The 19,530-nt window shown below is 66.9% G+C and carries 23 protein-coding genes; 22 read left to right on the plus strand and 1 reads right to left on the minus strand.

Features of this window, described 5'->3' with window-relative positions:
* Positions 1-84: 84 nt before the first annotated feature.
* The 5 genes from ACFVT5_RS01020 (at position 85) to tuf (ending at position 8,721) form a co-directional block, all read left to right on the plus strand.
* Positions 85-4,014, plus strand: coding sequence for a DNA-directed RNA polymerase subunit beta' (locus ACFVT5_RS01020; RefSeq protein WP_389880071.1), 3,930 nt, complete (start codon positions 85-87; stop codon positions 4,012-4,014).
* Positions 4,015-4,372: 358 nt separating this feature from the next.
* A complete protein-coding gene (gene rpsL, locus ACFVT5_RS01025) occupies positions 4,373-4,744 on the plus strand; it encodes a 30S ribosomal protein S12 (protein WP_007823146.1) in 372 nt (123 codons plus the stop codon).
* A 2-nt stretch (positions 4,745-4,746) separates the two neighbouring features.
* Positions 4,747-5,217: a 30S ribosomal protein S7 gene (gene rpsG, locus ACFVT5_RS01030; protein WP_031045724.1), complete on the plus strand. Its 471-nt coding sequence runs from the start codon at positions 4,747-4,749 to the stop codon at positions 5,215-5,217.
* A gap of 40 nt (positions 5,218-5,257) precedes the next feature.
* Positions 5,258-7,378 carry an elongation factor G gene (gene fusA, locus ACFVT5_RS01035; protein ID WP_389880073.1) on the plus strand — a complete coding sequence of 707 codons (2,121 nt, stop codon included), beginning with the start codon at positions 5,258-5,260 and terminating at the stop codon, positions 7,376-7,378.
* Positions 7,379-7,527: 149 nt separating this feature from the next.
* Positions 7,528-8,721 carry an elongation factor Tu gene (gene tuf / locus ACFVT5_RS01040; protein WP_389880075.1) on the plus strand — a complete coding sequence of 398 codons (1,194 nt, stop codon included), beginning with the start codon at positions 7,528-7,530 and terminating at the stop codon, positions 8,719-8,721.
* Between the two features lie 125 nt (positions 8,722-8,846).
* Here the strand turns inward: tuf and ACFVT5_RS01045 are convergent, their stop codons facing one another.
* On the minus strand, positions 8,847-10,868 hold the full coding sequence (locus tag ACFVT5_RS01045; RefSeq protein ID WP_389880077.1) for a PIG-L family deacetylase: 2,022 nt from the start codon (positions 10,866-10,868) through the stop codon (positions 8,847-8,849).
* A 475-nt stretch (positions 10,869-11,343) separates the two neighbouring features.
* Here ACFVT5_RS01045 and rpsJ point away from each other — a divergent pair, with 475 nt between their 5' ends.
* From rpsJ to rplF, 17 genes are all read left to right on the plus strand, one after another.
* The gene (rpsJ, locus tag ACFVT5_RS01050; RefSeq protein ID WP_003948644.1) at positions 11,344-11,652 is read left to right on the plus strand and encodes a 30S ribosomal protein S10; all 309 of its coding nucleotides are present in this window, start codon (positions 11,344-11,346) and stop codon (positions 11,650-11,652) included.
* Positions 11,653-11,666: 14 nt separating this feature from the next.
* Complete coding sequence (gene rplC, locus ACFVT5_RS01055; RefSeq protein ID WP_389880079.1) at positions 11,667-12,311, plus strand: 50S ribosomal protein L3; 645 nt, start codon at positions 11,667-11,669, stop codon at positions 12,309-12,311.
* 7 nt (positions 12,312-12,318) lie between these two features.
* The gene (gene rplD / locus ACFVT5_RS01060; RefSeq protein WP_389880081.1) at positions 12,319-12,981 is read left to right on the plus strand and encodes a 50S ribosomal protein L4; all 663 of its coding nucleotides are present in this window, start codon (positions 12,319-12,321) and stop codon (positions 12,979-12,981) included.
* Positions 12,981-13,397, plus strand: coding sequence for a 50S ribosomal protein L23 (rplW, locus tag ACFVT5_RS01065; RefSeq protein ID WP_389880083.1), 417 nt, complete (start codon positions 12,981-12,983; stop codon positions 13,395-13,397). The genes rplD and rplW overlap by 1 nt, the downstream gene beginning before the upstream one ends.
* A gap of 38 nt (positions 13,398-13,435) precedes the next feature.
* Complete coding sequence (gene rplB, locus ACFVT5_RS01070) at positions 13,436-14,272, plus strand: 50S ribosomal protein L2 (protein WP_389880085.1); 837 nt, start codon at positions 13,436-13,438, stop codon at positions 14,270-14,272.
* A gap of 12 nt (positions 14,273-14,284) precedes the next feature.
* Positions 14,285-14,566, plus strand: coding sequence for a 30S ribosomal protein S19 (gene rpsS, locus ACFVT5_RS01075; RefSeq protein ID WP_389880088.1), 282 nt, complete (start codon positions 14,285-14,287; stop codon positions 14,564-14,566).
* 50 nt (positions 14,567-14,616) lie between these two features.
* On the plus strand, positions 14,617-14,964 hold the full coding sequence (gene rplV, locus ACFVT5_RS01080) for a 50S ribosomal protein L22 (RefSeq protein ID WP_056552397.1): 348 nt from the start codon (positions 14,617-14,619) through the stop codon (positions 14,962-14,964).
* Positions 14,964-15,824: a 30S ribosomal protein S3 gene (gene rpsC / locus ACFVT5_RS01085; RefSeq protein WP_389880090.1), complete on the plus strand. Its 861-nt coding sequence runs from the start codon at positions 14,964-14,966 to the stop codon at positions 15,822-15,824. The genes rplV and rpsC overlap by 1 nt, the downstream gene beginning before the upstream one ends.
* A gap of 5 nt (positions 15,825-15,829) precedes the next feature.
* A complete protein-coding gene (gene rplP / locus ACFVT5_RS01090) occupies positions 15,830-16,249 on the plus strand; it encodes a 50S ribosomal protein L16 (protein ID WP_040252689.1) in 420 nt (139 codons plus the stop codon).
* A complete protein-coding gene (gene rpmC / locus ACFVT5_RS01095; RefSeq protein WP_010036720.1) occupies positions 16,249-16,473 on the plus strand; it encodes a 50S ribosomal protein L29 in 225 nt (74 codons plus the stop codon). The genes rplP and rpmC overlap by 1 nt, the downstream gene beginning before the upstream one ends.
* Positions 16,473-16,760: a 30S ribosomal protein S17 gene (gene rpsQ, locus ACFVT5_RS01100; protein WP_389880092.1), complete on the plus strand. Its 288-nt coding sequence runs from the start codon at positions 16,473-16,475 to the stop codon at positions 16,758-16,760. The genes rpmC and rpsQ overlap by 1 nt, the downstream gene beginning before the upstream one ends.
* 149 nt (positions 16,761-16,909) lie before the next feature.
* Positions 16,910-17,278: a 50S ribosomal protein L14 gene (rplN, locus tag ACFVT5_RS01105; RefSeq protein ID WP_003998823.1), complete on the plus strand. Its 369-nt coding sequence runs from the start codon at positions 16,910-16,912 to the stop codon at positions 17,276-17,278.
* A gap of 2 nt (positions 17,279-17,280) precedes the next feature.
* Entirely contained in the window at positions 17,281-17,604 is a 324-nt protein-coding gene (rplX, locus tag ACFVT5_RS01110; RefSeq protein ID WP_389880094.1) for a 50S ribosomal protein L24, read from the plus strand.
* The gene (rplE, locus tag ACFVT5_RS01115) at positions 17,604-18,164 is read left to right on the plus strand and encodes a 50S ribosomal protein L5 (protein ID WP_389880095.1); all 561 of its coding nucleotides are present in this window, start codon (positions 17,604-17,606) and stop codon (positions 18,162-18,164) included. The genes rplX and rplE overlap by 1 nt, the downstream gene beginning before the upstream one ends.
* Before the next feature lie 5 nt (positions 18,165-18,169).
* Complete coding sequence (locus ACFVT5_RS01120; RefSeq protein WP_003956452.1) at positions 18,170-18,355, plus strand: type Z 30S ribosomal protein S14; 186 nt, start codon at positions 18,170-18,172, stop codon at positions 18,353-18,355.
* Positions 18,356-18,565: 210 nt separating this feature from the next.
* A complete protein-coding gene (rpsH, locus tag ACFVT5_RS01125; protein WP_389880096.1) occupies positions 18,566-18,964 on the plus strand; it encodes a 30S ribosomal protein S8 in 399 nt (132 codons plus the stop codon).
* Between the two features lie 24 nt (positions 18,965-18,988).
* Complete coding sequence (rplF, locus tag ACFVT5_RS01130) at positions 18,989-19,528, plus strand: 50S ribosomal protein L6 (protein ID WP_389880099.1); 540 nt, start codon at positions 18,989-18,991, stop codon at positions 19,526-19,528.
* Positions 19,529-19,530: the final 2 nt, after the last annotated feature.

Raw genomic sequence — 19,530 nt, forward strand, 5'->3', positions numbered from 1 at the left:
GGCGGCCTTCCACCCGAAGGCCGCCGGCCCCAGGACCCCCGTATCAGACCCCAGACTTACAACCCTGAGAGGGATTGACGCATAGTGCTCGACGTCAACTTCTTCGACGAGCTCCGGATCGGTCTGGCCACCGCTGACGACATCCGTCAGTGGAGCCACGGCGAGGTCAAGAAGCCCGAGACCATCAACTACCGCACCCTCAAGCCCGAGAAGGACGGACTCTTCTGCGAGAAGATCTTCGGTCCGACCCGGGACTGGGAGTGCTACTGCGGCAAGTACAAGCGTGTCCGTTTCAAGGGCATCATCTGTGAGCGCTGTGGCGTCGAGGTCACCCGCGCCAAGGTGCGCCGTGAGCGGATGGGCCACATCGAACTGGCCGCGCCCGTCACCCACATCTGGTACTTCAAGGGCGTCCCCTCGCGCCTCGGATACCTGCTCGACCTCGCGCCGAAGGACCTGGAAAAGGTCATCTACTTCGCCGCGTACATGATCACGTTCGTGGACGATGAGCGCCGTACGCGCGACCTGCCGTCGCTGGAGGCGCATGTCTCTGTCGAGCGGCAGCAGATCGAGAACCGCCGCGACGCCGATCTCGAAGCCCGCGCCAAGAAGCTTGAGACCGACCTGGCCGAGCTGGAGTCCGAGGGCGCCAAGGCCGATGTGCGCCGCAAGGTGCGCGAAGGCGCCGAGCGGGAGATGAAGCAGCTGCGCGACCGCGCGCAGCGCGAGATCGACCGTCTCGACGAGGTGTGGAGCCGCTTCAAGAACCTCAAGGTCCAGGACCTGGAGGGCGACGAGCTGCTCTACCGCGAGCTGCGCGACCGCTTCGGTACCTACTTCGACGGTTCGATGGGCGCCGCCGCGCTCCAGAAGCGCCTGGAGTCCTTCGACCTCAACGAGGAGGCCGAGCGCCTCCGCGAGATCATCCGTACCGGCAAGGGCCAGAAGAAGACCCGTGCGCTCAAGCGCCTCAAGGTCGTCTCGGCGTTCCTGCAGACCAGCAACAGCCCCAAGGGCATGGTCCTGGACTGCGTGCCGGTCATCCCGCCGGACCTGCGTCCGATGGTGCAGCTGGACGGTGGCCGCTTCGCGACCTCCGACCTGAACGACCTGTACCGCCGTGTGATCAACCGGAACAACCGCCTCAAGCGGCTTCTCGACCTCGGCGCGCCCGAGATCATCGTGAACAACGAGAAGCGGATGCTCCAGGAGGCCGTCGACGCGCTGTTCGACAACGGCCGCCGTGGTCGCCCGGTCACCGGTCCCGGTAACCGTCCGCTGAAGTCGCTGTCCGACATGCTCAAGGGCAAGCAGGGCCGCTTCCGGCAGAACCTGCTCGGTAAGCGCGTCGACTACTCGGCCCGTTCCGTCATCGTCGTCGGCCCGCAGCTCAAGCTGCACCAGTGCGGTCTGCCGAAGGCGATGGCCCTGGAGCTGTTCAAGCCGTTCGTGATGAAGCGCCTGGTCGACCTGAACCACGCGCAGAACATCAAGTCGGCCAAGCGCATGGTCGAGCGCGGTCGCACCGTGGTGTACGACGTCCTCGAAGAGGTCATCGCCGAGCACCCGGTGCTGCTGAACCGTGCGCCGACCCTGCACCGCCTCGGTATCCAGGCGTTCGAGCCGCAGCTGGTCGAGGGCAAGGCCATCCAGATCCACCCGCTCGTCTGCACCGCGTTCAACGCGGACTTCGACGGTGACCAGATGGCCGTGCACCTGCCGCTGTCCGCGGAGGCGCAGGCCGAGGCCCGCATCCTGATGCTGTCCTCGAACAACATCCTCAAGCCGGCCGACGGCCGCCCGGTCACGATGCCGACCCAGGACATGGTCCTCGGTCTGTTCTTCCTGACCACGGACGGCGAGATGCGGAACGTGAAGGGCGAGGACCGCTCCTTCGCTTCCGTGGCCGAGGCGATCATGGCCTTCGACGCGGGCGACCTGTCGCTCCAGTCGCGGGTGGACATCCGCTTCCCGGTGGGCACCATCCCGCCGCGCGGCTGGACCCCGCCGGTCGACGAGGACGGCTCCACGGCCATCTCCACCGACGGCTTCGGCTCCGGTGAGTGGCAGCAGGGCGACACCTTCCGGCTGAAGACCACCCTGGGCCGCGCGCTCTTCAACGAGCTGCTGCCCGAGGACTACCCGTTCGTCGACTACGAGGTCGGCAAGAAGCAGCTCTCCGAGATCGTCAACGACCTCGCCGAGCGCTACCCGAAGGTCATCGTGGCGGCGACGCTCGACAACCTGAAGGCGTCCGGCTTCTTCTGGGCCACCCGCTCCGGCGTCACCGTCGCCATCTCGGACGTCGTCGTCCCGGAGGCGAAGAAGGAGATCGTCAAGGGCTACGAGGCCCAGGACGAGAAGGTCCAGAAGCAGTACGAGCGCGGCCTCATCACGAAGGACGAGCGCACTCAGGAACTGATCGCGATCTGGACCAAGGCGACGAACGAGGTCGCCGAGGCCATGAACGAGAACTTCCCGAAGACGAACCCGATCTTCATGATGGTGAACTCGGGCGCGCGCGGAAACATGATGCAGATGCGTCAGATCGCCGGTATGCGTGGTCTGGTGTCCAACGCCAAGAACGAGACCATCCCGCGGCCCATCAAGGCGTCGTTCCGTGAGGGTCTCTCCGTCCTGGAGTACTTCATCTCCACGCACGGTGCCCGTAAGGGTCTGGCGGACACCGCCCTGCGGACCGCCGACTCGGGTTACCTGACCCGTCGTCTGGTCGACGTGTCGCAGGACGTCATCATCCGCGAGGAGGACTGCGGCACCGAGCGCGGTCTGAAGCTGCGGATCGCCGTACGCGGCGCCGACGGCACGCTCCGCAAGGGCGACGACGTCGAGACCAGCGTCTACGCCCGCATGCTCGCCGAGGACGTCGTCATCGACGGCAAGGTGATCGCGCCGGCCAATGTGGACCTCGGCGACGTGCTCATCGACCAGCTGGTGCACCACGGGGTCGAGGAGGTCAAGACCAGGTCGATCCTGACCTGTGAGTCCACCGTCGGCACCTGCGCCATGTGCTACGGCCGCTCGCTGGCCACCGGCAAGCTGGTCGACATCGGTGAGGCGGTCGGCATCATCGCCGCCCAGTCCATCGGTGAGCCCGGTACCCAGCTGACGATGCGTACCTTCCACACCGGTGGTGTGGCCGGTGACGACATCACCCAGGGTCTGCCCCGAGTCGTCGAGCTGTTCGAAGCCCGTACGCCGAAGGGTGTCGCCCCGATCTCCGAGGCCGCCGGTCGTGTCCGGATCGAGGAGACCGAGAAGACCAAGAAGCTCGTCGTCACCCCGGACGACGGCAGCGAGGAGACGGCGTTCCCGATCTCCAAGCGCGCCCGTCTCCAGGTCGGCGAGGGCGACCACGTCGAGGTGGGCCAGAAGCTCACCGTGGGTGCCACCAACCCGCACGACGTGCTGCGCATCCTCGGTCAGCGGGCCGTCCAGGTCCACCTGGTCGGCGAGGTCCAGAAGGTCTACAACTCGCAGGGTGTGTCGATCCACGACAAGCACATCGAGATCATCATCCGGCAGATGCTGCGCCGGGTGACGATCATCGAGTCCGGCGACGCGGAGCTGCTGCCGGGCGAGCTGGTCGAGCGGACGAGGTTCGAGAAGGAGAACCGTCGTGTGGTCCAGGAAGGCGGCCACCCGGCCTCCGGCCGACCGCAGCTGATGGGTATCACCAAGGCATCGCTGGCCACCGAGTCGTGGCTGTCGGCGGCGTCCTTCCAGGAGACGACCAGGGTGCTGACGGACGCGGCGATCAACGCCAAGTCCGACTCCCTGATCGGCCTCAAGGAGAACGTGATCATCGGCAAGCTCATCCCGGCCGGTACGGGTCTTGCCCGCTACCGGAACATTCGGGTCGAGCCGACCGAGGAGGCGAAGGCCGCGATGTACTCGGCCGTCGGGTACGACGACATCGACTACTCGCCGTTCGGTACGGGGTCTGGTCAAGCGGTGCCGTTGGAGGATTACGACTACGGGCCGTACAACCAGTAGGGGTCGCTGCGCGATGCTTGAGCCGGAGGGCGGTCTTCCCCTTGTGGGGGGGCCGCCCTTCGGGCGGTGCGCAGTTCCCCGCGCCCCTTAAACGAACGCTCCGCTGACCGGCGTGTCTGGGTTTCTCAATATCATTTTGACCGGACTGGATGCGGTAGGTACGCTCAGACCTTGTGCCTGGGGTGTGCCCTGGCTCTTGCGCGTGTCCTCAGCCGTGTGGAGAGCCGTTAGCGGCCACCGTAATTCGCGCCCTGCCCGCATTTTTTGCGGGAGTCCGCGGTATTCGACACACCCGACCGCGTGGGTCGGCGATGTTCCAGGTTAGCTTCATGATCGGCACACAGAAACCGGAGAAGTAGTGCCTACGATCCAGCAGCTGGTCCGGAAGGGCCGGCAGGACAAGGTCGAGAAGAACAAGACGCCCGCACTGGACGGTTCCCCCCAGCGCCGTGGCGTCTGCACGCGTGTGTTCACGACCACCCCGAAGAAGCCGAACTCGGCCCTGCGGAAGGTCGCGCGTGTGCGTCTGACCTCCGGCATCGAGGTCACGGCCTACATCCCGGGTGAGGGACACAACTTGCAGGAGCACTCCATCGTGCTCGTGCGCGGCGGCCGTGTGAAGGACCTGCCGGGTGTTCGCTACAAGATCATCCGCGGCTCGCTCGACACCCAGGGTGTCAAGAACCGCAAGCAGGCCCGCAGCCGCTACGGCGCCAAGAAGGAGAAGTAAGCATGCCTCGTAAGGGCCCCGCCCCGAAGCGCCCGGTCATCATCGACCCGGTCTACGGTTCTCCTCTGGTGACCTCCCTCATCAACAAGGTGCTGATGAACGGCAAGCGCTCCACTGCCGAGCGCATCGTGTACGGCGCCATGGAGGGCCTGCGCGAGAAGACCAGCAATGACCCGGTCATCACGCTGAAGCGCGCGCTGGAGAACATCAAGCCGACCCTTGAGGTCAAGTCCCGCCGGGTAGGTGGCGCCACCTACCAGGTGCCGATCGAGGTCAAGCCCGGCCGCGCCAACACGCTGGCGCTGCGCTGGCTCGTCGGTTACTCCCGCGCCCGTCGCGAGAAGACGATGACCGAGCGTCTGCTGAACGAACTGCTCGACGCGTCCAACGGTCTCGGTGCGGCCGTCAAGAAGCGCGAAGACACCCACAAGATGGCGGAGTCCAACAAGGCCTTCGCGCACTACCGCTGGTAGTCGCAACCCCTATCGAGAGACCGAGAGAAGACTGAGCCTTATGGCTACCACTTCACTTGACCTGGCCAAGGTCCGCAACATCGGGATCATGGCTCACATCGACGCGGGCAAGACGACGACCACCGAGCGGATCCTGTACTACACCGGTGTCTCGTACAAGATCGGTGAGGTCCACGACGGCGCTGCCACCATGGACTGGATGGAGCAGGAGCAGGAGCGTGGCATCACGATCACGTCTGCTGCCACCACCTGTCACTGGCCGCTTGAGGACGTCGATCACACCATCAACATCATCGACACCCCGGGCCACGTCGACTTCACGGTCGAGGTGGAGCGCTCGCTGCGCGTGCTCGACGGTGCGGTGACGGTGTTCGACGGTGTCGCCGGTGTGGAGCCGCAGTCCGAGACCGTCTGGCGTCAGGCGGACCGCTACGGCGTGCCGCGTATCTGCTTCGTCAACAAGCTCGACCGGACCGGCGCCGAGTTCCACCGCTGCGTCGACATGATCACGGACCGCCTCGGCGCGACCCCGATCGTGATGCAGCTTCCGATCGGTGCCGAGGCCGACTTCAAGGGCATCGTGGACCTGGTCCGCATGAAGGCCCTGGTGTGGTCGGCCGAGACCGCGCTCGGTGAGGCGTACGACGTCGTCGAGATCCCCGACACGCACGTCGAGGCCGCCGCCGAGTGGCGTGGCCGTCTCCTGGAGACGGTCGCCGAGAACGACGACGCCATGATGGAGCTGTACCTGGAGGGCCAGGAGCCCACCGAGGAGCAGCTGTACGCGGCGATCCGCCGTATCACCATCGGCTCCGGCAAGGGCGACGGCGCGACCATCACGCCCGTGTTCTGCGGTACCGCGTTCAAGAACAAGGGCGTTCAGCCGCTGCTCGACGCCGTGGTCCGCTACCTGCCCTCGCCGCTCGACATCGAGGCGATCGAGGGTCACTCGGTGAGCGACCCGGAGCAGGTCATCGAGCGGAAGCCGTCCGTGGACGAGCCGCTGGCCGCTCTCGCGTTCAAGATCGCGAGCGACCCGCACCTGGGCAAGCTGACCTTCGTCCGGGTGTACTCCGGTCGTCTGGAGTCGGGTTCGCAGGTGCAGAACTCGGTCAAGGGCAAGAAGGAGCGCATCGGCAAGATCTACCGGATGCACGCCAACAAGCGTGAGGAGATCGAAGCGGTGGGTGCCGGCGACATCGTCGCCGTCATGGGTCTGAAGCAGACCACCACCGGTGAGACCCTCTGCGACCCGGCGAACCCGGTGATCCTGGAGTCGATGGACTTCCCGGCGCCCGTCATCCAGGTCGCCATCGAGCCCAAGTCGAAGGGCGACCAGGAGAAGCTGGGCATCGCGATCCAGCGCCTGGCCGAGGAAGACCCGTCGTTCAAGGTCCACACGGACGAGGAGACGGGCCAGACCATCATCGCGGGCATGGGCGAACTGCACCTGGACGTGCTGGTCGACCGCATGAAGCGCGAGTTCAAGGTCGAGGCCAACGTCGGCAAGCCGCAGGTGGCGTACCGCGAGACCCTCCGCAAGACGGTCGACCGGCTCGACTACACGCACAAGAAGCAGACCGGTGGTTCCGGTCAGTTCGCGAAGGTGCAGATCGCCCTTGAGCCGCTTGAGGGCGACGGCTACGAGTTCGTCAACAAGGTCACCGGTGGCCGTATCCCGAGGGAGTACATCCCCTCCGTGGACGCGGGTTGCCAGGAGGCCATGGAGTTCGGCGTGCTCGCCGGCTACCCGCTCACGGGTGTCCGGGTCATCCTTCTCGACGGTGCCTACCACGAGGTCGACTCCTCCGAGATGGCCTTCAAGGTCGCCGGTTCGATGGCCTTCAAGGAGGCCGCGCGCAAGGCTTCACCGGCCCTGCTCGAACCGATGATGAAGGTCGAGGTGACGACGCCCGAGGACTACATGGGCGACGTCATCGGTGACATCAACTCCCGTCGCGGTCAGATCCAGTCCATGGAAGACCGCCACGGTGCCAAGCTCGTCACGGGCCTGGTCCCGCTGTCGGAGATGTTCGGCTACGTCGGCGACCTCCGCAGCAAGACATCGGGTCGCGCGAGCTACTCGATGCAGTTCGACTCCTACGCCGAGGTTCCCCGGAACGTCGCCGAGGAGATCATCGCGAAGGCCAAGGGCGAGTAACTCACCGAGTTCACGCTTTAGGCTTGACTCCGGGCCCCACGGGGTGTTCCGCGGCATTTCTGCGGAGCACCCCCCGGACCGGCTTTCCAGCAAAGATCACCTGGCGCCGATGAGTAAGGCGTACAGAACCACTCCCCAGGAGGACCCCAGTGGCGAAGGCGAAGTTCGAGCGGACTAAGCCGCACGTCAACATCGGCACCATCGGTCACATCGACCACGGTAAGACGACCCTCACGGCCGCCATTACCAAGGTGCTGCACGACGCGTTCCCGGACCTGAACGAGGCTTCGGCCTTCGACCAGATCGACAAGGCTCCTGAGGAGCGCCAGCGCGGTATCACCATCTCCATCGCGCACGTCGAGTACCAGACGGAGACGCGTCACTACGCACACGTCGACTGCCCCGGTCACGCCGACTACATCAAGAACATGATCACCGGTGCTGCCCAGATGGACGGCGCCATCCTCGTGGTCGCCGCCACGGACGGCCCGATGCCGCAGACCAAGGAGCACGTGCTCCTGGCCCGCCAGGTCGGCGTTCCGTACATCGTCGTCGCCCTGAACAAGGCCGACATGGTGGACGACGAGGAGATCCTGGAGCTCGTCGAGCTTGAGGTTCGTGAGCTGCTCTCCGAGTACGAGTTCCCGGGCGACGACCTTCCGGTCGTCAAGGTCTCGGCGCTCAAGGCCCTTGAGGGCGACAAGGAGTGGGGCCAGACCGTCCTCGACCTGATGAAGGCCGTCGACGAGTCGATCCCGCAGCCCGAGCGCGATGTCGACAAGCCGTTCCTGATGCCGATCGAGGACGTCTTCACGATCACCGGTCGTGGCACCGTCGTCACCGGTCGTATCGAGCGTGGCATCCTCAAGGTCAACGAGACCGTCGACATCGTCGGTATCAAGACCGAGAAGACCACCACCACGGTCACCGGCATCGAGATGTTCCGCAAGCTGCTCGACGAGGGTCAGGCCGGTGAGAACGTCGGTCTGCTGCTTCGTGGCATCAAGCGCGAGGACGTCGAGCGCGGCCAGGTCATCATCAAGCCGGGTTCGGTCACGCCGCACACCGAGTTCGAGGCGCAGGCGTACATCCTGTCGAAGGACGAGGGTGGCCGTCACACCCCGTTCTTCAACAACTACCGCCCGCAGTTCTACTTCCGTACCACGGACGTGACCGGCGTCGTGACCCTCCCCGAGGGCACCGAGATGGTCATGCCGGGCGACAACACTGAGATGACGGTCAACCTCATCCAGCCCGTCGCCATGGAAGAGGGCCTGAAGTTCGCCATCCGTGAGGGTGGCCGGACCGTCGGCGCCGGCCAGGTCACCAAGATCGTCAAGTAGGTTTCCCTGCTTCGACGGCTTCGGCCTGGTTGCTCCGAGAGCACCACGAAGGGCCCGTACGACTTCGGTCGTACGGGCCCTTCGCCATGCCCGGGGACGGGGGTGGGGGAGGGGGAGGGGCGGGGTCAGGTCGCCGAGGTGTCGGCGCCGGGGCGCCAGAGCCAGGGGCGGGCCGCGGGGGAGAGCCCAGCGGCGGCCGGTCCGGTCGGGGTGCGCGTGAGGTTCGGGCCGTCGATGCCGGACGGCGCGGCGGACGCGGGGGACAGCCGGCCCTCGTGCAGCAGGCGCAGCGTGCCGCGCAGATCGCGGCCGACGAGGGAGCGGCCCACCGCGACGACGGGTCCGTAACCGGGGAACACCGGGGGGTTGCCCGCCGCCGAGGTGCCGGTGCCCGGCTCCGTGACGAGGTCCGGTGCGGCGGGTGGCCGGTAGTACAGGCGGCCGTCCGCCACGGCTATCGGCCCCGCGGGCACCGGAAGCCCGGTCGGCGGCACGGGTCCGTCCGGTGTCCAGTGGTGGACGGTGTCCCGGCCGGGCGCGTAGAGGTGCACCTCCCCGTCCTCACCGACGGCCGCCGTCAGCCCGTCCTGGACCGGACCGCCCCCCAGGTCCCGCCACCACGACCACCGTCCGTCGCGCCCCCGTATCCGGGTGCTGACGCCCTGGTCGGCGGTGCGTACGAAGAGATGGACCCGGCCGTCCCGGTCGGTGACCGCGACGGGCACCCCGATCCGGCGGCCCCGGTCCGGGTCGGACTCCGGGTTGCCGAGCCCGTCCCAGGCGCTGAACTCGCCCTGCGGGGAACGCTGTTCGAGGACGACGATCTCCCGTACGTCCGGACCGCCGCGCGGGCTCAGGGCCGCAAGGCGCAGCCCGAACAGAAGATGGCGGCCGTCGTCAAGGACGGCCGAGCCGAGGACCGGCGCCAGCGGGCCGCCGCCCAGGTCCAGCGGCTCACCGAAGGTGCCGTCCGTCCGCTCGTGCCAGCGCACGGCCCGCATCCCGAGCACCCCGTACGCGGCGAGCCGGCCACCCGTGCCCGGTGCGAGGGCGAGCCGGGGGCCCGGGTAGCGGTGGTGCGTGGAGCGGACCCAGCCCTTGCGGTTGGTCAGCGGACGGTCGCCGCCGATGTTGTAGTCGCCGCAGCCCGAGGGGTTCCCGCACGGCCAGTCGGGCGCTGCGCCGTACGCCACCAGATGCGCGGCCTTGGCGCTCAGCACCCGCTCGGGGAGGTTCTTGGGCCAGTGGTTGGCGTAGTAGCCGCGGAACGCGGTCGCCACGAACGGCGGCGGTCCGCCCGGCGTCGACCGCGCCCAGCGGATCAGCGCGGCCCAGGTGAACGACGCCACCGCCGTGTGGTCGGCGTGGTCACAGAAGCCGCGCTGTTCGCTGTCGAGGCGCCGGGTGCGCTCGTCGGTGTGCCGGATGTCCGGGTCGGGGTCGAGCGTCTGCACGAGGGTCGGCGCGTAGGTGTCGAACAGGCCGGTCAGTACGGCGATCAGCGTGTCCGCGTCGTACGACTGGACCGTGCTCAGCGGGGAGCCCTCGGCGGGGAACGTGCGCAGCCGCAGGGCCCGTTCCCGCCAGAGCGCGGGCAGGCCCTGCTGTCCGTACGGGGTGTGCATGGCCAGATTGAGGAAGACCAGCTCGACCCGGCGGCCCCGGTGCTCCAGCGTGTTGGTCTCCGCGCGGAATCCACCGGTCAGTCGGGCGACCGAGGTCCGCCAGCCGGTGAACAGGGGCAGCCCCAGCATCCCGGCGTACGCCTGACGCAGACCCTGGTGGCGTGCGGCGGAGTACGCGGCCCGGTGGGCCGGAGGACGCGGCTGCCCGGGTATCCGGTTGACGCCGTCGGCCTCGCCCGCGGTGACGTACACGCAGACGAGGGGGATGCCGGCGTCGAGGGCCCGCTGGGTGTCCGGGTTCATGAAGTACAGGTCGTCGTCGGGGTGCGCGAGGACCTGGAGCAGCAGGGCCCTGCCGCCCTCGGTGGCGGGGGTCCCGCTCGCGGGAGAGGGCGCCGATATCGGCGGCGCCGGCGGGGTACGGCCGCAGCCGACGACGGTGGTGAGCGTCGCGGCGGCACCGGTGAGCAGGAGCGCCCGGCGCCCCGGCGCGAGGCGTCTTCGAGCAGGTTCGTTGGGCACGCCTGGGGAGAGGGTGATCAGCGGGGCCGGGTTCCACCCGGTATGCGCCCGCACGCGCCGTCCATGCTTCGAGTGCCCCCGCGTGGGGTACGATCCTCGGCTCGATTGGCGTGGTCTGTGCCCCGTATGGCAGACTACCTGGGTTGCTCGGTTGAGTGCCGATGCTGCGCGCCTCCCGCCGGGAGGACCGGAAGCGAGTCCCACAGTACTCGTCGCCCCAACTGCCTCACGGCAGCGCTGGAGCGGACGTACGGGAATCTTCCGGGAAGTGTCAGCGGGGTACCGACCAGGCGCCCGGTGGGTGTCTTTCCCCCGGTTCCGCGGTCGTCGATCGCATCCCCTAGCAGGGAAATCCTTCGGGATATCCATGTCAGCGGGAGTGCGACACGCCCGACCGCGTGGGTCGGAGAAGACGGTAGTACGAGCCCTCCCGGGTTCCAGAGCGTTCATCAAGAGACAGGACTACGAAGCAGCCATGGCGGGACAGAAGATCCGCATCCGGCTCAAGGCTTACGACCACGAGGTCATCGACTCATCGGCGAAGAAGATCGTCGAGACGGTGACGCGTACTGGTGCGTCGGTCGCGGGCCCGGTGCCGCTGCCCACTGAGAAGAACGTGTACTGCGTCATCAAGTCGCCGCACAAGTACAAGGACTCGCGCGAGCACTTCGAGATGCGCACGCACAAGCGCCTGATCGACATCCTCGACCCGACGCCCAAGACCGTTGACTCGTTGATGCGCCTGGACCTTCCGGCCGGCGTCGACATCGAGATCAAGCTCTGAGAGGCGCGGAAGAGATGACCAAGCAGATCAAGGGCATCCTGGGCGAGAAGCTCGGCATGACCCAGGTCTGGGACGAGAACAACCGTGTCGTCCCGGTAACCGTGGTCAAGGCCGGACCCTGTGTCGTCACCCAGGTCCGAACGAACGACAGCGACGGCTACGAGTCGGTCCAGATCGCCTTCGGCGAGATCGACCCGCGCAAGGTGAACAAGCCCCTCAAGGGCCACTTCGCCAAGGCCGACGTGACCCCTCGCCGCCACCTCGTCGAGATCCGTACCGGCGACGCCGCCGAGTACACCCTCGGCCAGGAAGTGACCGCCGAGACCTTCGAGTCCGGTGTCAAGGTCGACGTCACCGGCAAGAGCAAGGGCAAGGGCTTCGCCGGTGTCATGAAGCGTCACAACTTCAAGGGCCTCGGCGCCGGTCACGGCACCCAGCGCAAGCACCGCTCTCCCGGCTCCATCGGTGGCTGCGCCACCCCGGGCCGTGTCTTCAAGGGCCTGCGCATGGCGGGTCGTATGGGCAACGAGCGGGTCACCACCCAGAACCTGACCGTCCACGCCGTTGACGCGGAGAAGGGCCTGCTCCTCATCAAGGGCGCGGTTCCTGGTCCGAACGGCGGCCTCGTCCTGGTCCGTACCGCGGCCAAGGGGGCCTGAGGTAACGATGAGCACCATTGACATCCTTTCGCCGGCAGGCGACAAGGCCGGGTCCGTCGAACTCCCCTCGGAGATCTTCGACGTAGAGAAGATCAGCATCCCGCTGATCCACCAGGTTGTCGTCGCCCAGCTGGCCGCTGCCCGCCAGGGCACGCACAAGACCAAGACACGCGGCGAGGTCCGCGGCGGTGGCAGGAAGCCGTACCGCCAGAAGGGCACCGGCCGCGCCCGTCAGGGCTCGACCCGCGCCCCGCAGTTCGCCGGCGGTGGCGTCGTCCACGGCCCGCAGCCGCGTGACTACTCGCAGCGGACCCCGAAGAAGATGAAGGCCGCGGCCCTGCGCCACGCCCTCACCGACCGGGCCCGCAACAACCGCATCCACGTCGTCTCCGGCGTGATCGAGGGCGAGAACCCGTCCACGAAGGCCGCCAGGACCCTGTTCGGCAAGATCAGCGAGCGCAAGAACCTGCTCCTGGTCATCGACCGGGCCGACGAGGCCGCGTGGCTGTCCGCCCGCAACCTGCCCCAGGTGCACATCCTGGAGCCGGGCCAGCTGAACACGTACGACGTGCTCGTCTCGGACGACGTGGTCTTCACCCAGGCCGCCTTCGAGTCCTTCGTGTCCGGCGCGCCCGCCGCGACCAACGAGACCGAAGGGAGCGACGCCTGATGGCCACGCGTCACCCGAGCATTGCCCCCAAGGCGGCCAAGGCCGCCAAGGCCGCGCGCCTCGCCAAGGCGAAGCGCCACGCCACCGAGGGCAAGAACACCGTCGAGACTCCGCTGAGCAAGTCCTTCACGGACCCCCGTGACGTGCTCCTCAAGCCGGTCGTCTCGGAGAAGAGCTACGCGCTGCTCGACGAGAACAAGTACACGTTCGTCGTCGACCCGCGTGCCAACAAGACCCAGATCAAGCAGGCCGTCCAGGCGGTCTTCTCGGTCAAGGTCACCGGGGTCAACACGATCAACCGCCAGGGCAAGCGCAAGCGGACCCGCACGGGCTTCGGCAAGCGTGCCGACAGCAAGCGCGCGATCGTGACCCTCGCCGAGGGCGACCGTATCGACATCTTCGGCCAGGCCTCCTAACGGAGCGCCCTGGTCCGATATCGGACGAGGACTGAGAAATGGGTATCCGCAAGTACAAGCCGACGACTCCGGGCCGTCGTGGCTCCAGCGTCGCCGACTTCGTCGAGGTCACGCGGTCCACGCCGGAGAAGTCGCTGGTCCGCCCGCTGCACAGCAAGGGCGGCCGTAACAACGCCGGTCGTGTGACCGTTCGCCACCAGGGTGGCGGACACAAGCGCGCCTACCGAGTGATCGACTTCCGTCGGCACGACAAGGACGGCGTGCCGGCGAAGGTCGCGCACATCGAGTACGACCCCAACCGCACCGCGCGCATCGCGCTGCTGCACTACGCCGACGGCGAGAAGCGCTACATCATCGCGCCGCGCGGCCTGACGCAGGGTGACCGGGTCGAGAACGGCCCCGGGGCCGACATCAAGCCCGGTAACAACCTGGCGCTCCGCAACATCCCGGTCGGTACCACGATCCACGCGATCGAGCTCCGTCCGGGCGGCGGCGCCAAGTTCGCCCGCTCCGCCGGTGCCTCCGTGCAACTGCTCGCGAAGGAGGGCTCGATGGCCCACCTTCGTATGCCGTCCGGTGAGATCCGCCTGGTCGACGTGCGCTGCCGCGCCACCGTCGGCGAGGTCGGCAACGCCGAGCAGTCGAACATCAACTGGGGCAAGGCCGGCCGTAAGCGCTGGCTGGGTGTCCGCCCGACCGTCCGCGGTGTGGCGATGAACCCGGTTGACCACCCGCACGGTGGTGGTGAGGGCAAGACCTCCGGTGGTCGCCACCCGGTCTCGCCGTGGGGTCAGAAGGAGGGTCGTACGCGTTCGCCGAAGAAGGCATCGAACAAGTACATCGTCCGCCGCCGCAAGACGAACAAGAAGCGCTAGGAGCGGGTTCAGATGCCGCGCAGTCTCAAGAAGGGGCCCTTCGTCGACGACCACCTGATCAAGAAGGTGGACGTACAGAACGAAGCGGGCTCCAAGAACGTCATCAAGACCTGGTCCCGTCGCTCGATGATCGTCCCGGCCATGCTCGGCCACACGATCGCGGTGCACAACGGCAAGATCCACATCCCGGTGTTCGTCACCGAGTCGATGGTCGGCCACAAGCTCGGCGAGTTCTCGCCGACCCGCACCTTCCGCGGCCACGTCAAGGACGACCGCAAGTCCAAGCGCCGCTAGCGGGGCGCGAGATGACTTCGACACAAGTGACGAACACTGAAGGGACAACCATGGAAGCCAGGGCCCAGGCGCGGTACATCCGCGTCACGCCCATGAAGGCCCGCCGCGTGGTGGACCTCATCCGTGGCATGGACGCCACGGAGGCTCAGGCGGTCCTGCGTTTCGCCCCGCAGGCCGCGAGCGTGCCGGTCGGCAAGGTGCTGGACAGCGCCATCGCCAACGCCGCGCACAACTACGACCACACCGACGCTTCCTCGCTGGTCATCAGCGAGGCGTTCGTGGACGAGGGTCCGACCCTGAAGCGGTTCCGGCCGCGCGCCCAGGGCCGTGCCTACCGGATCCGCAAGCGGACCAGCCACATCACCGTGGTCGTCAGCAGCAAGGAAGGAACCCGGTAATGGGCCAGAAGGTTAACCCGCATGGGTTCCGGCTCGGCATCACCACGGACTTCAAGTCCCGGTGGTACGCCGACAAGCTGTACAAGGACTACGTCAAGGAAGACGTCGCCATCCGTCGGATGATGACGTCCGGCATGGAGCGCGCCGGCATCTCGAAGGTGGAGATCGAGCGCACCCGTGACCGTGTGCGGGTGGACATCCACACCGCGCGTCCCGGCATCGTCATCGGCCGCCGCGGCGCCGAGGCCGACCGTATCCGCGGTGACCTGGAGAAGCTGACCGGCAAGCAGGTCCAGCTGAACATCCTTGAGGTCAAGAACCCGGAGACGGACGCTCAGCTGGTGGCCCAGGCCGTCGCCGAGCAGCTGTCCTCGCGTGTCTCCTTCCGTCGTGCCATGCGTAAGAGCATGCAGTCGGCGATGAAGGCCGGCGCCAAGGGCATCAAGATCCAGTGCGGTGGCCGTCTCGGCGGCGCCGAGATGTCCCGCTCGGAGTTCTACCGCGAGGGCCGCGTGCCCCTGCACACGCTCCGCGCGAACGTCGACTACGGCTTCTTCGAGGCCAAGACGACCTTCGGCCGGATCGGCGTGAAGGTCTGGATCTACAAGGGCGACGTCAAGAACATCGCCGAGGTCCGCGCCGAGAACGCCGCGGCCCGTGCCGGCAACCGTCCGGCCCGTGGTGGTGGCGGTGGCGGCGGCGCCGACCGCCCGGCCCGTGGTGGCCGTGGTGGCGAGCGTGGCGGTCGCGGTCGCAAGCCGCAGCAGCAGCAGTCGTCCGAAGCCCCCCGGGCCGAGGCTCCGGCCGCTGCCGCTCCGGCCGAGGGCGCTCCCTCTACTACAGGCGGAACGGAGGTCTGACCGAAATGCTGATCCCCCGTAGGGTCAAGCACCGTAAGCAGCACCACCCGAAGCGGCGTGGTCAGGCCAAGGGCGGCACCACCGTCGCGTTCGGCGAGTACGGCATCCAGGCCGTCACTCCGGCGTATGTGACGAACCGTCAGATCGAGGCCGCTCGTATCGCGATGACCCGTCACATCAAGCGTGGCGGCAAGGTCTGGATCAACATCTACCCGGACCGCCCGCTGACGAAGAAGCCCGCCGAGACCCGCATGGGTTCCGGTAAGGGTTCCCCGGAGTGGTGGGTCGCGAACGTTCACCCCGGTCGGGTGATGTTCGAGCTGTCCTACCCGAACGAGAAGATTGCTCGTGAGGCGCTCACCCGCGCTGCTCACAAGCTTCCGATGAAGTGCCGCATTGTCCGGCGCGAGGCAGGTGAAGCGTGATGTCGGCCGGTACCAAGGCGTCCGAGCTGCGCGAGCTGGGCAACGAGGAGCTGCTGAACAAGCTCCGCGAGGCCAAGGAAGAGCTGTTCAACCTCCGCTTCCAGGCGGCGACGGGCCAGCTTGAGAACCACGGCCGGCTGAAGGCCGTCCGCAAGGACATCGCCCGGATCTACACCCTGATGCGTGAGCGCGAGCTGGGCATCGAGACGGTGGAGAGCGCCTGATGAGCGAGAGCAATGTGACTGAAGAGACCACGGCCGCGCGCGGCTTCCGCAAGACCCGTGAGGGTCTCGTCGTCAGCGACAAGATGGACAAGACCGTCGTCGTCGCCGTCGAGGACCGCGTGAAGCACGCGCTGTACGGCAAGGTCATCCGCCGTACGAACAAGCTCAAGGCGCACGACGAGCAGAACGCCGCCGGTGTCGGTGACCGGGTCCTCCTGATGGAGACCCGCCCGCTCTCGGCGACGAAGCGCTGGCGCGTCGTGGAGATCCTGGAGAAGGCCAAGTAATCCCGCGGGGGGCCTTCGCCCCCCGCAAGCCCCCCGCTGGGGGCTCCGCCCCCGGACCCCCGGGTCCGGGGCGGGCACCCAGCACATAGTTCCGCCAGGCTCTCCGGGTCAACCCCCGGAGGGAACCGGCAGACGATCAGGAGATAGACGTGATCCAGCAGGAGTCGCGGCTGCGGGTCGCCGACAACACTGGTGCCAAGGAGATCCTTTGCATCCGTGTTCTCGGTGGCTCCGGTCGCCGCTACGCGGGCATCGGCGATGTCATTGTCGCCACCGTCAAGGACGCGATCCCCGGCGGCAACGTGAAGAAGGGTGACGTCGTCAAGGCGGTCATCGTTCGCACCGTCAAGGAGCGCCGCCGTCCGGACGGCTCGTACATCCGCTTCGACGAGAACGCCGCCGTCATTCTGAAGAACGACGGCGACCCTCGTGGCACCCGTATCTTCGGCCCGGTGGGCCGGGAGCTGCGCGAGAAGAAGTTCATGAAGATCATCTCGCTCGCGCCGGAGGTGCTGTAAGCATGAAGATCAAGAAGGGCGACCTGGTCCAGGTCATCACCGGTAAGGACAAGGGCAAGCAGGGCAAGGTCATCGCCTCTTACCCGCGCGACGAGCGTGTCCTGGTCGAGGGTGTCAACCGGGTCAAGAAGCACACCAAGGCCGGCCCGACGGCCCGCGGCTCGCAGGCCGGCGGCATCGTCACCACCGAGGCCCCGATCCACGTGAGCAACGTTCAGCTCGTCGTGGAGAAGGACGGCAACAAGGTCGTGACCCGCGTCGGCTACCGCTTCGACGACGAGGGCAACAAGATCCGCGTTGCCAAGCGGACCGGTGAGGACATCTGATGACGACCACCACCATCATCCCGCGTCTCAAGACGAAGTACCGCGAGGAGATCATCGGCAAGCTGCGTGAGGAGTTCTCGTACGAGAACATCATGCAGGTGCCGGGCCTCGTCAAGATCGTGGTCAACATGGGTGTGGGCGACGCCGCCCGCGACTCCAAGCTGATCGAGGGTGCCATCAAGGACCTCACCACGATCACCGGCCAGAAGCCGGCCGTCACCAAGGCCCGTAAGTCCATCGCGCAGTTCAAGCTGCGTGAGGGCCAGCCCATCGGTGCCCACGTCACACTTCGTGGCGACCGCATGTGGGAGTTCCTGGACCGCACCCTGTCGCTGGCGCTTCCGCGCATCCGTGACTTCCGCGGTCTGTCCCCCAAGCAGTTCGACGGCCGTGGCAACTACACCTTCGGTCTCACGGAGCAGGTCATGTTCCACGAGATCGACCAGGACAAGATCGACCGCGTCCGGGGTATGGACATCACCGTGGTCACCACGGCGACCAACGACGCTGAGGGCCGCGCGCTCCTTCGTCACCTCGGCTTCCCCTTCAAGGAGGCGTAAGCGAGATGGCGAAGAAGGCTCTTATTGCCAAGGCCGCCCGCAAGCCCAAGTTCGGTGTGCGCGCGTACACCCGCTGCCAGCGCTGCGGCCGTCCGCACTCCGTGTACCGCAAGTTCGGCCTGTGCCGCGTCTGCCTTCGTGAGATGGCTCACCGTGGCGAGCTGCCGGGCGTGACCAAGAGCTCCTGGTAATTCCCTACTTGGGAATGACCGGAGTCTCTCGGTAAGCAAAGGGTGGGCGGGAGCCCTGCCTTCCATGGCTTAGGCTAGGAGGGTTGGGCGCCCGTCGCCTGAAATGACTTACTACGCCGTAGGTCCCCGCGCCGCACCCGTCCCGCCCCTGTGTGGGGAGAGGGATGGCGCATACAGGAAACCCCGGCGAGAGAGGCCGAAGGCCAATTCATGACCATGACTGATCCGATCGCAGACATGCTCACCCGTCTGCGGAACGCGAACTCGGCGTACCACGACTCCGTGGGAATGCCGCACAGCAAGATCAAGTCGCACATCGCGGAGATCCTCCAGCAGGAGGGCTTCATCACGGGCTGGAAGGTCGAGGAAGCCGAGGTCGGCAAGAACCTCGTCCTGGAGCTGAAGTTCGGCCCCAACCGTGAGCGCTCCATCGCGGGGATCAAGCGGATCTCCAAGCCCGGTCTCCGGGTGTACGCGAAGTCCACCGGATTGCCGAAGGTGCTCGGCGGCCTCGGCGTGGCGATCATCTCCACGTCCCACGGGCTCCTCACCGACAAGCAGGCCGGCAAGAAGGGCGTGGGCGGGGAAGTCCTCGCCTACGTCTGGTAGCGGAAGGGAACGGAGGAAACAGCTATGTCGCGTATTGGCAAGCTCCCCATCACGGTTCCCGCCGGCGTGGACGTCACCATCGATGGCCGCACGGTTCAGGTGAAGGGCCCCAAGGGCGCTCTCTCCCACACCGTTGTCGCGCCGATCGAGATCGCTAAGGGCGAGGACGGCGTACTCAACGTCACCCGCCCCAACGACGAGCGTCAGAACAAGGCCCTGCACGGCCTGTCCCGCACGCTGGTGGCGAACATGATCACCGGCGTGACCCAGGGTTACGTGAAGAAGCTCGAAATCAGCGGTGTCGGTTACCGCGTCCAGGCCAAGGGCTCCAACCTGGAGTTCGCGCTGGGCTACAGCCACCCGATCACGGTCGAGGCACCCGAGGGCATCAGCTTCAAGGTGGAGTCCCCGACCCGTCTCTCGGTCGAGGGCATCGACAAGCAGAAGGTCGGCGAGGTCGCCGCCAACATCCGCAAGCTGCGCAAGCCCGACCCGTACAAGGCCAAGGGTGTCAAGTACGAGGGCGAAGTCATCCGCCGCAAGGTCGGAAAGGCGGGTAAGTAAGC

It is taken from the genome of Streptomyces sp. NPDC058001, from assembly GCF_042886315.1.
In the GTDB taxonomy this organism is placed as follows: Bacteria; Actinomycetota; Actinomycetes; order Streptomycetales; family Streptomycetaceae; genus Streptomyces.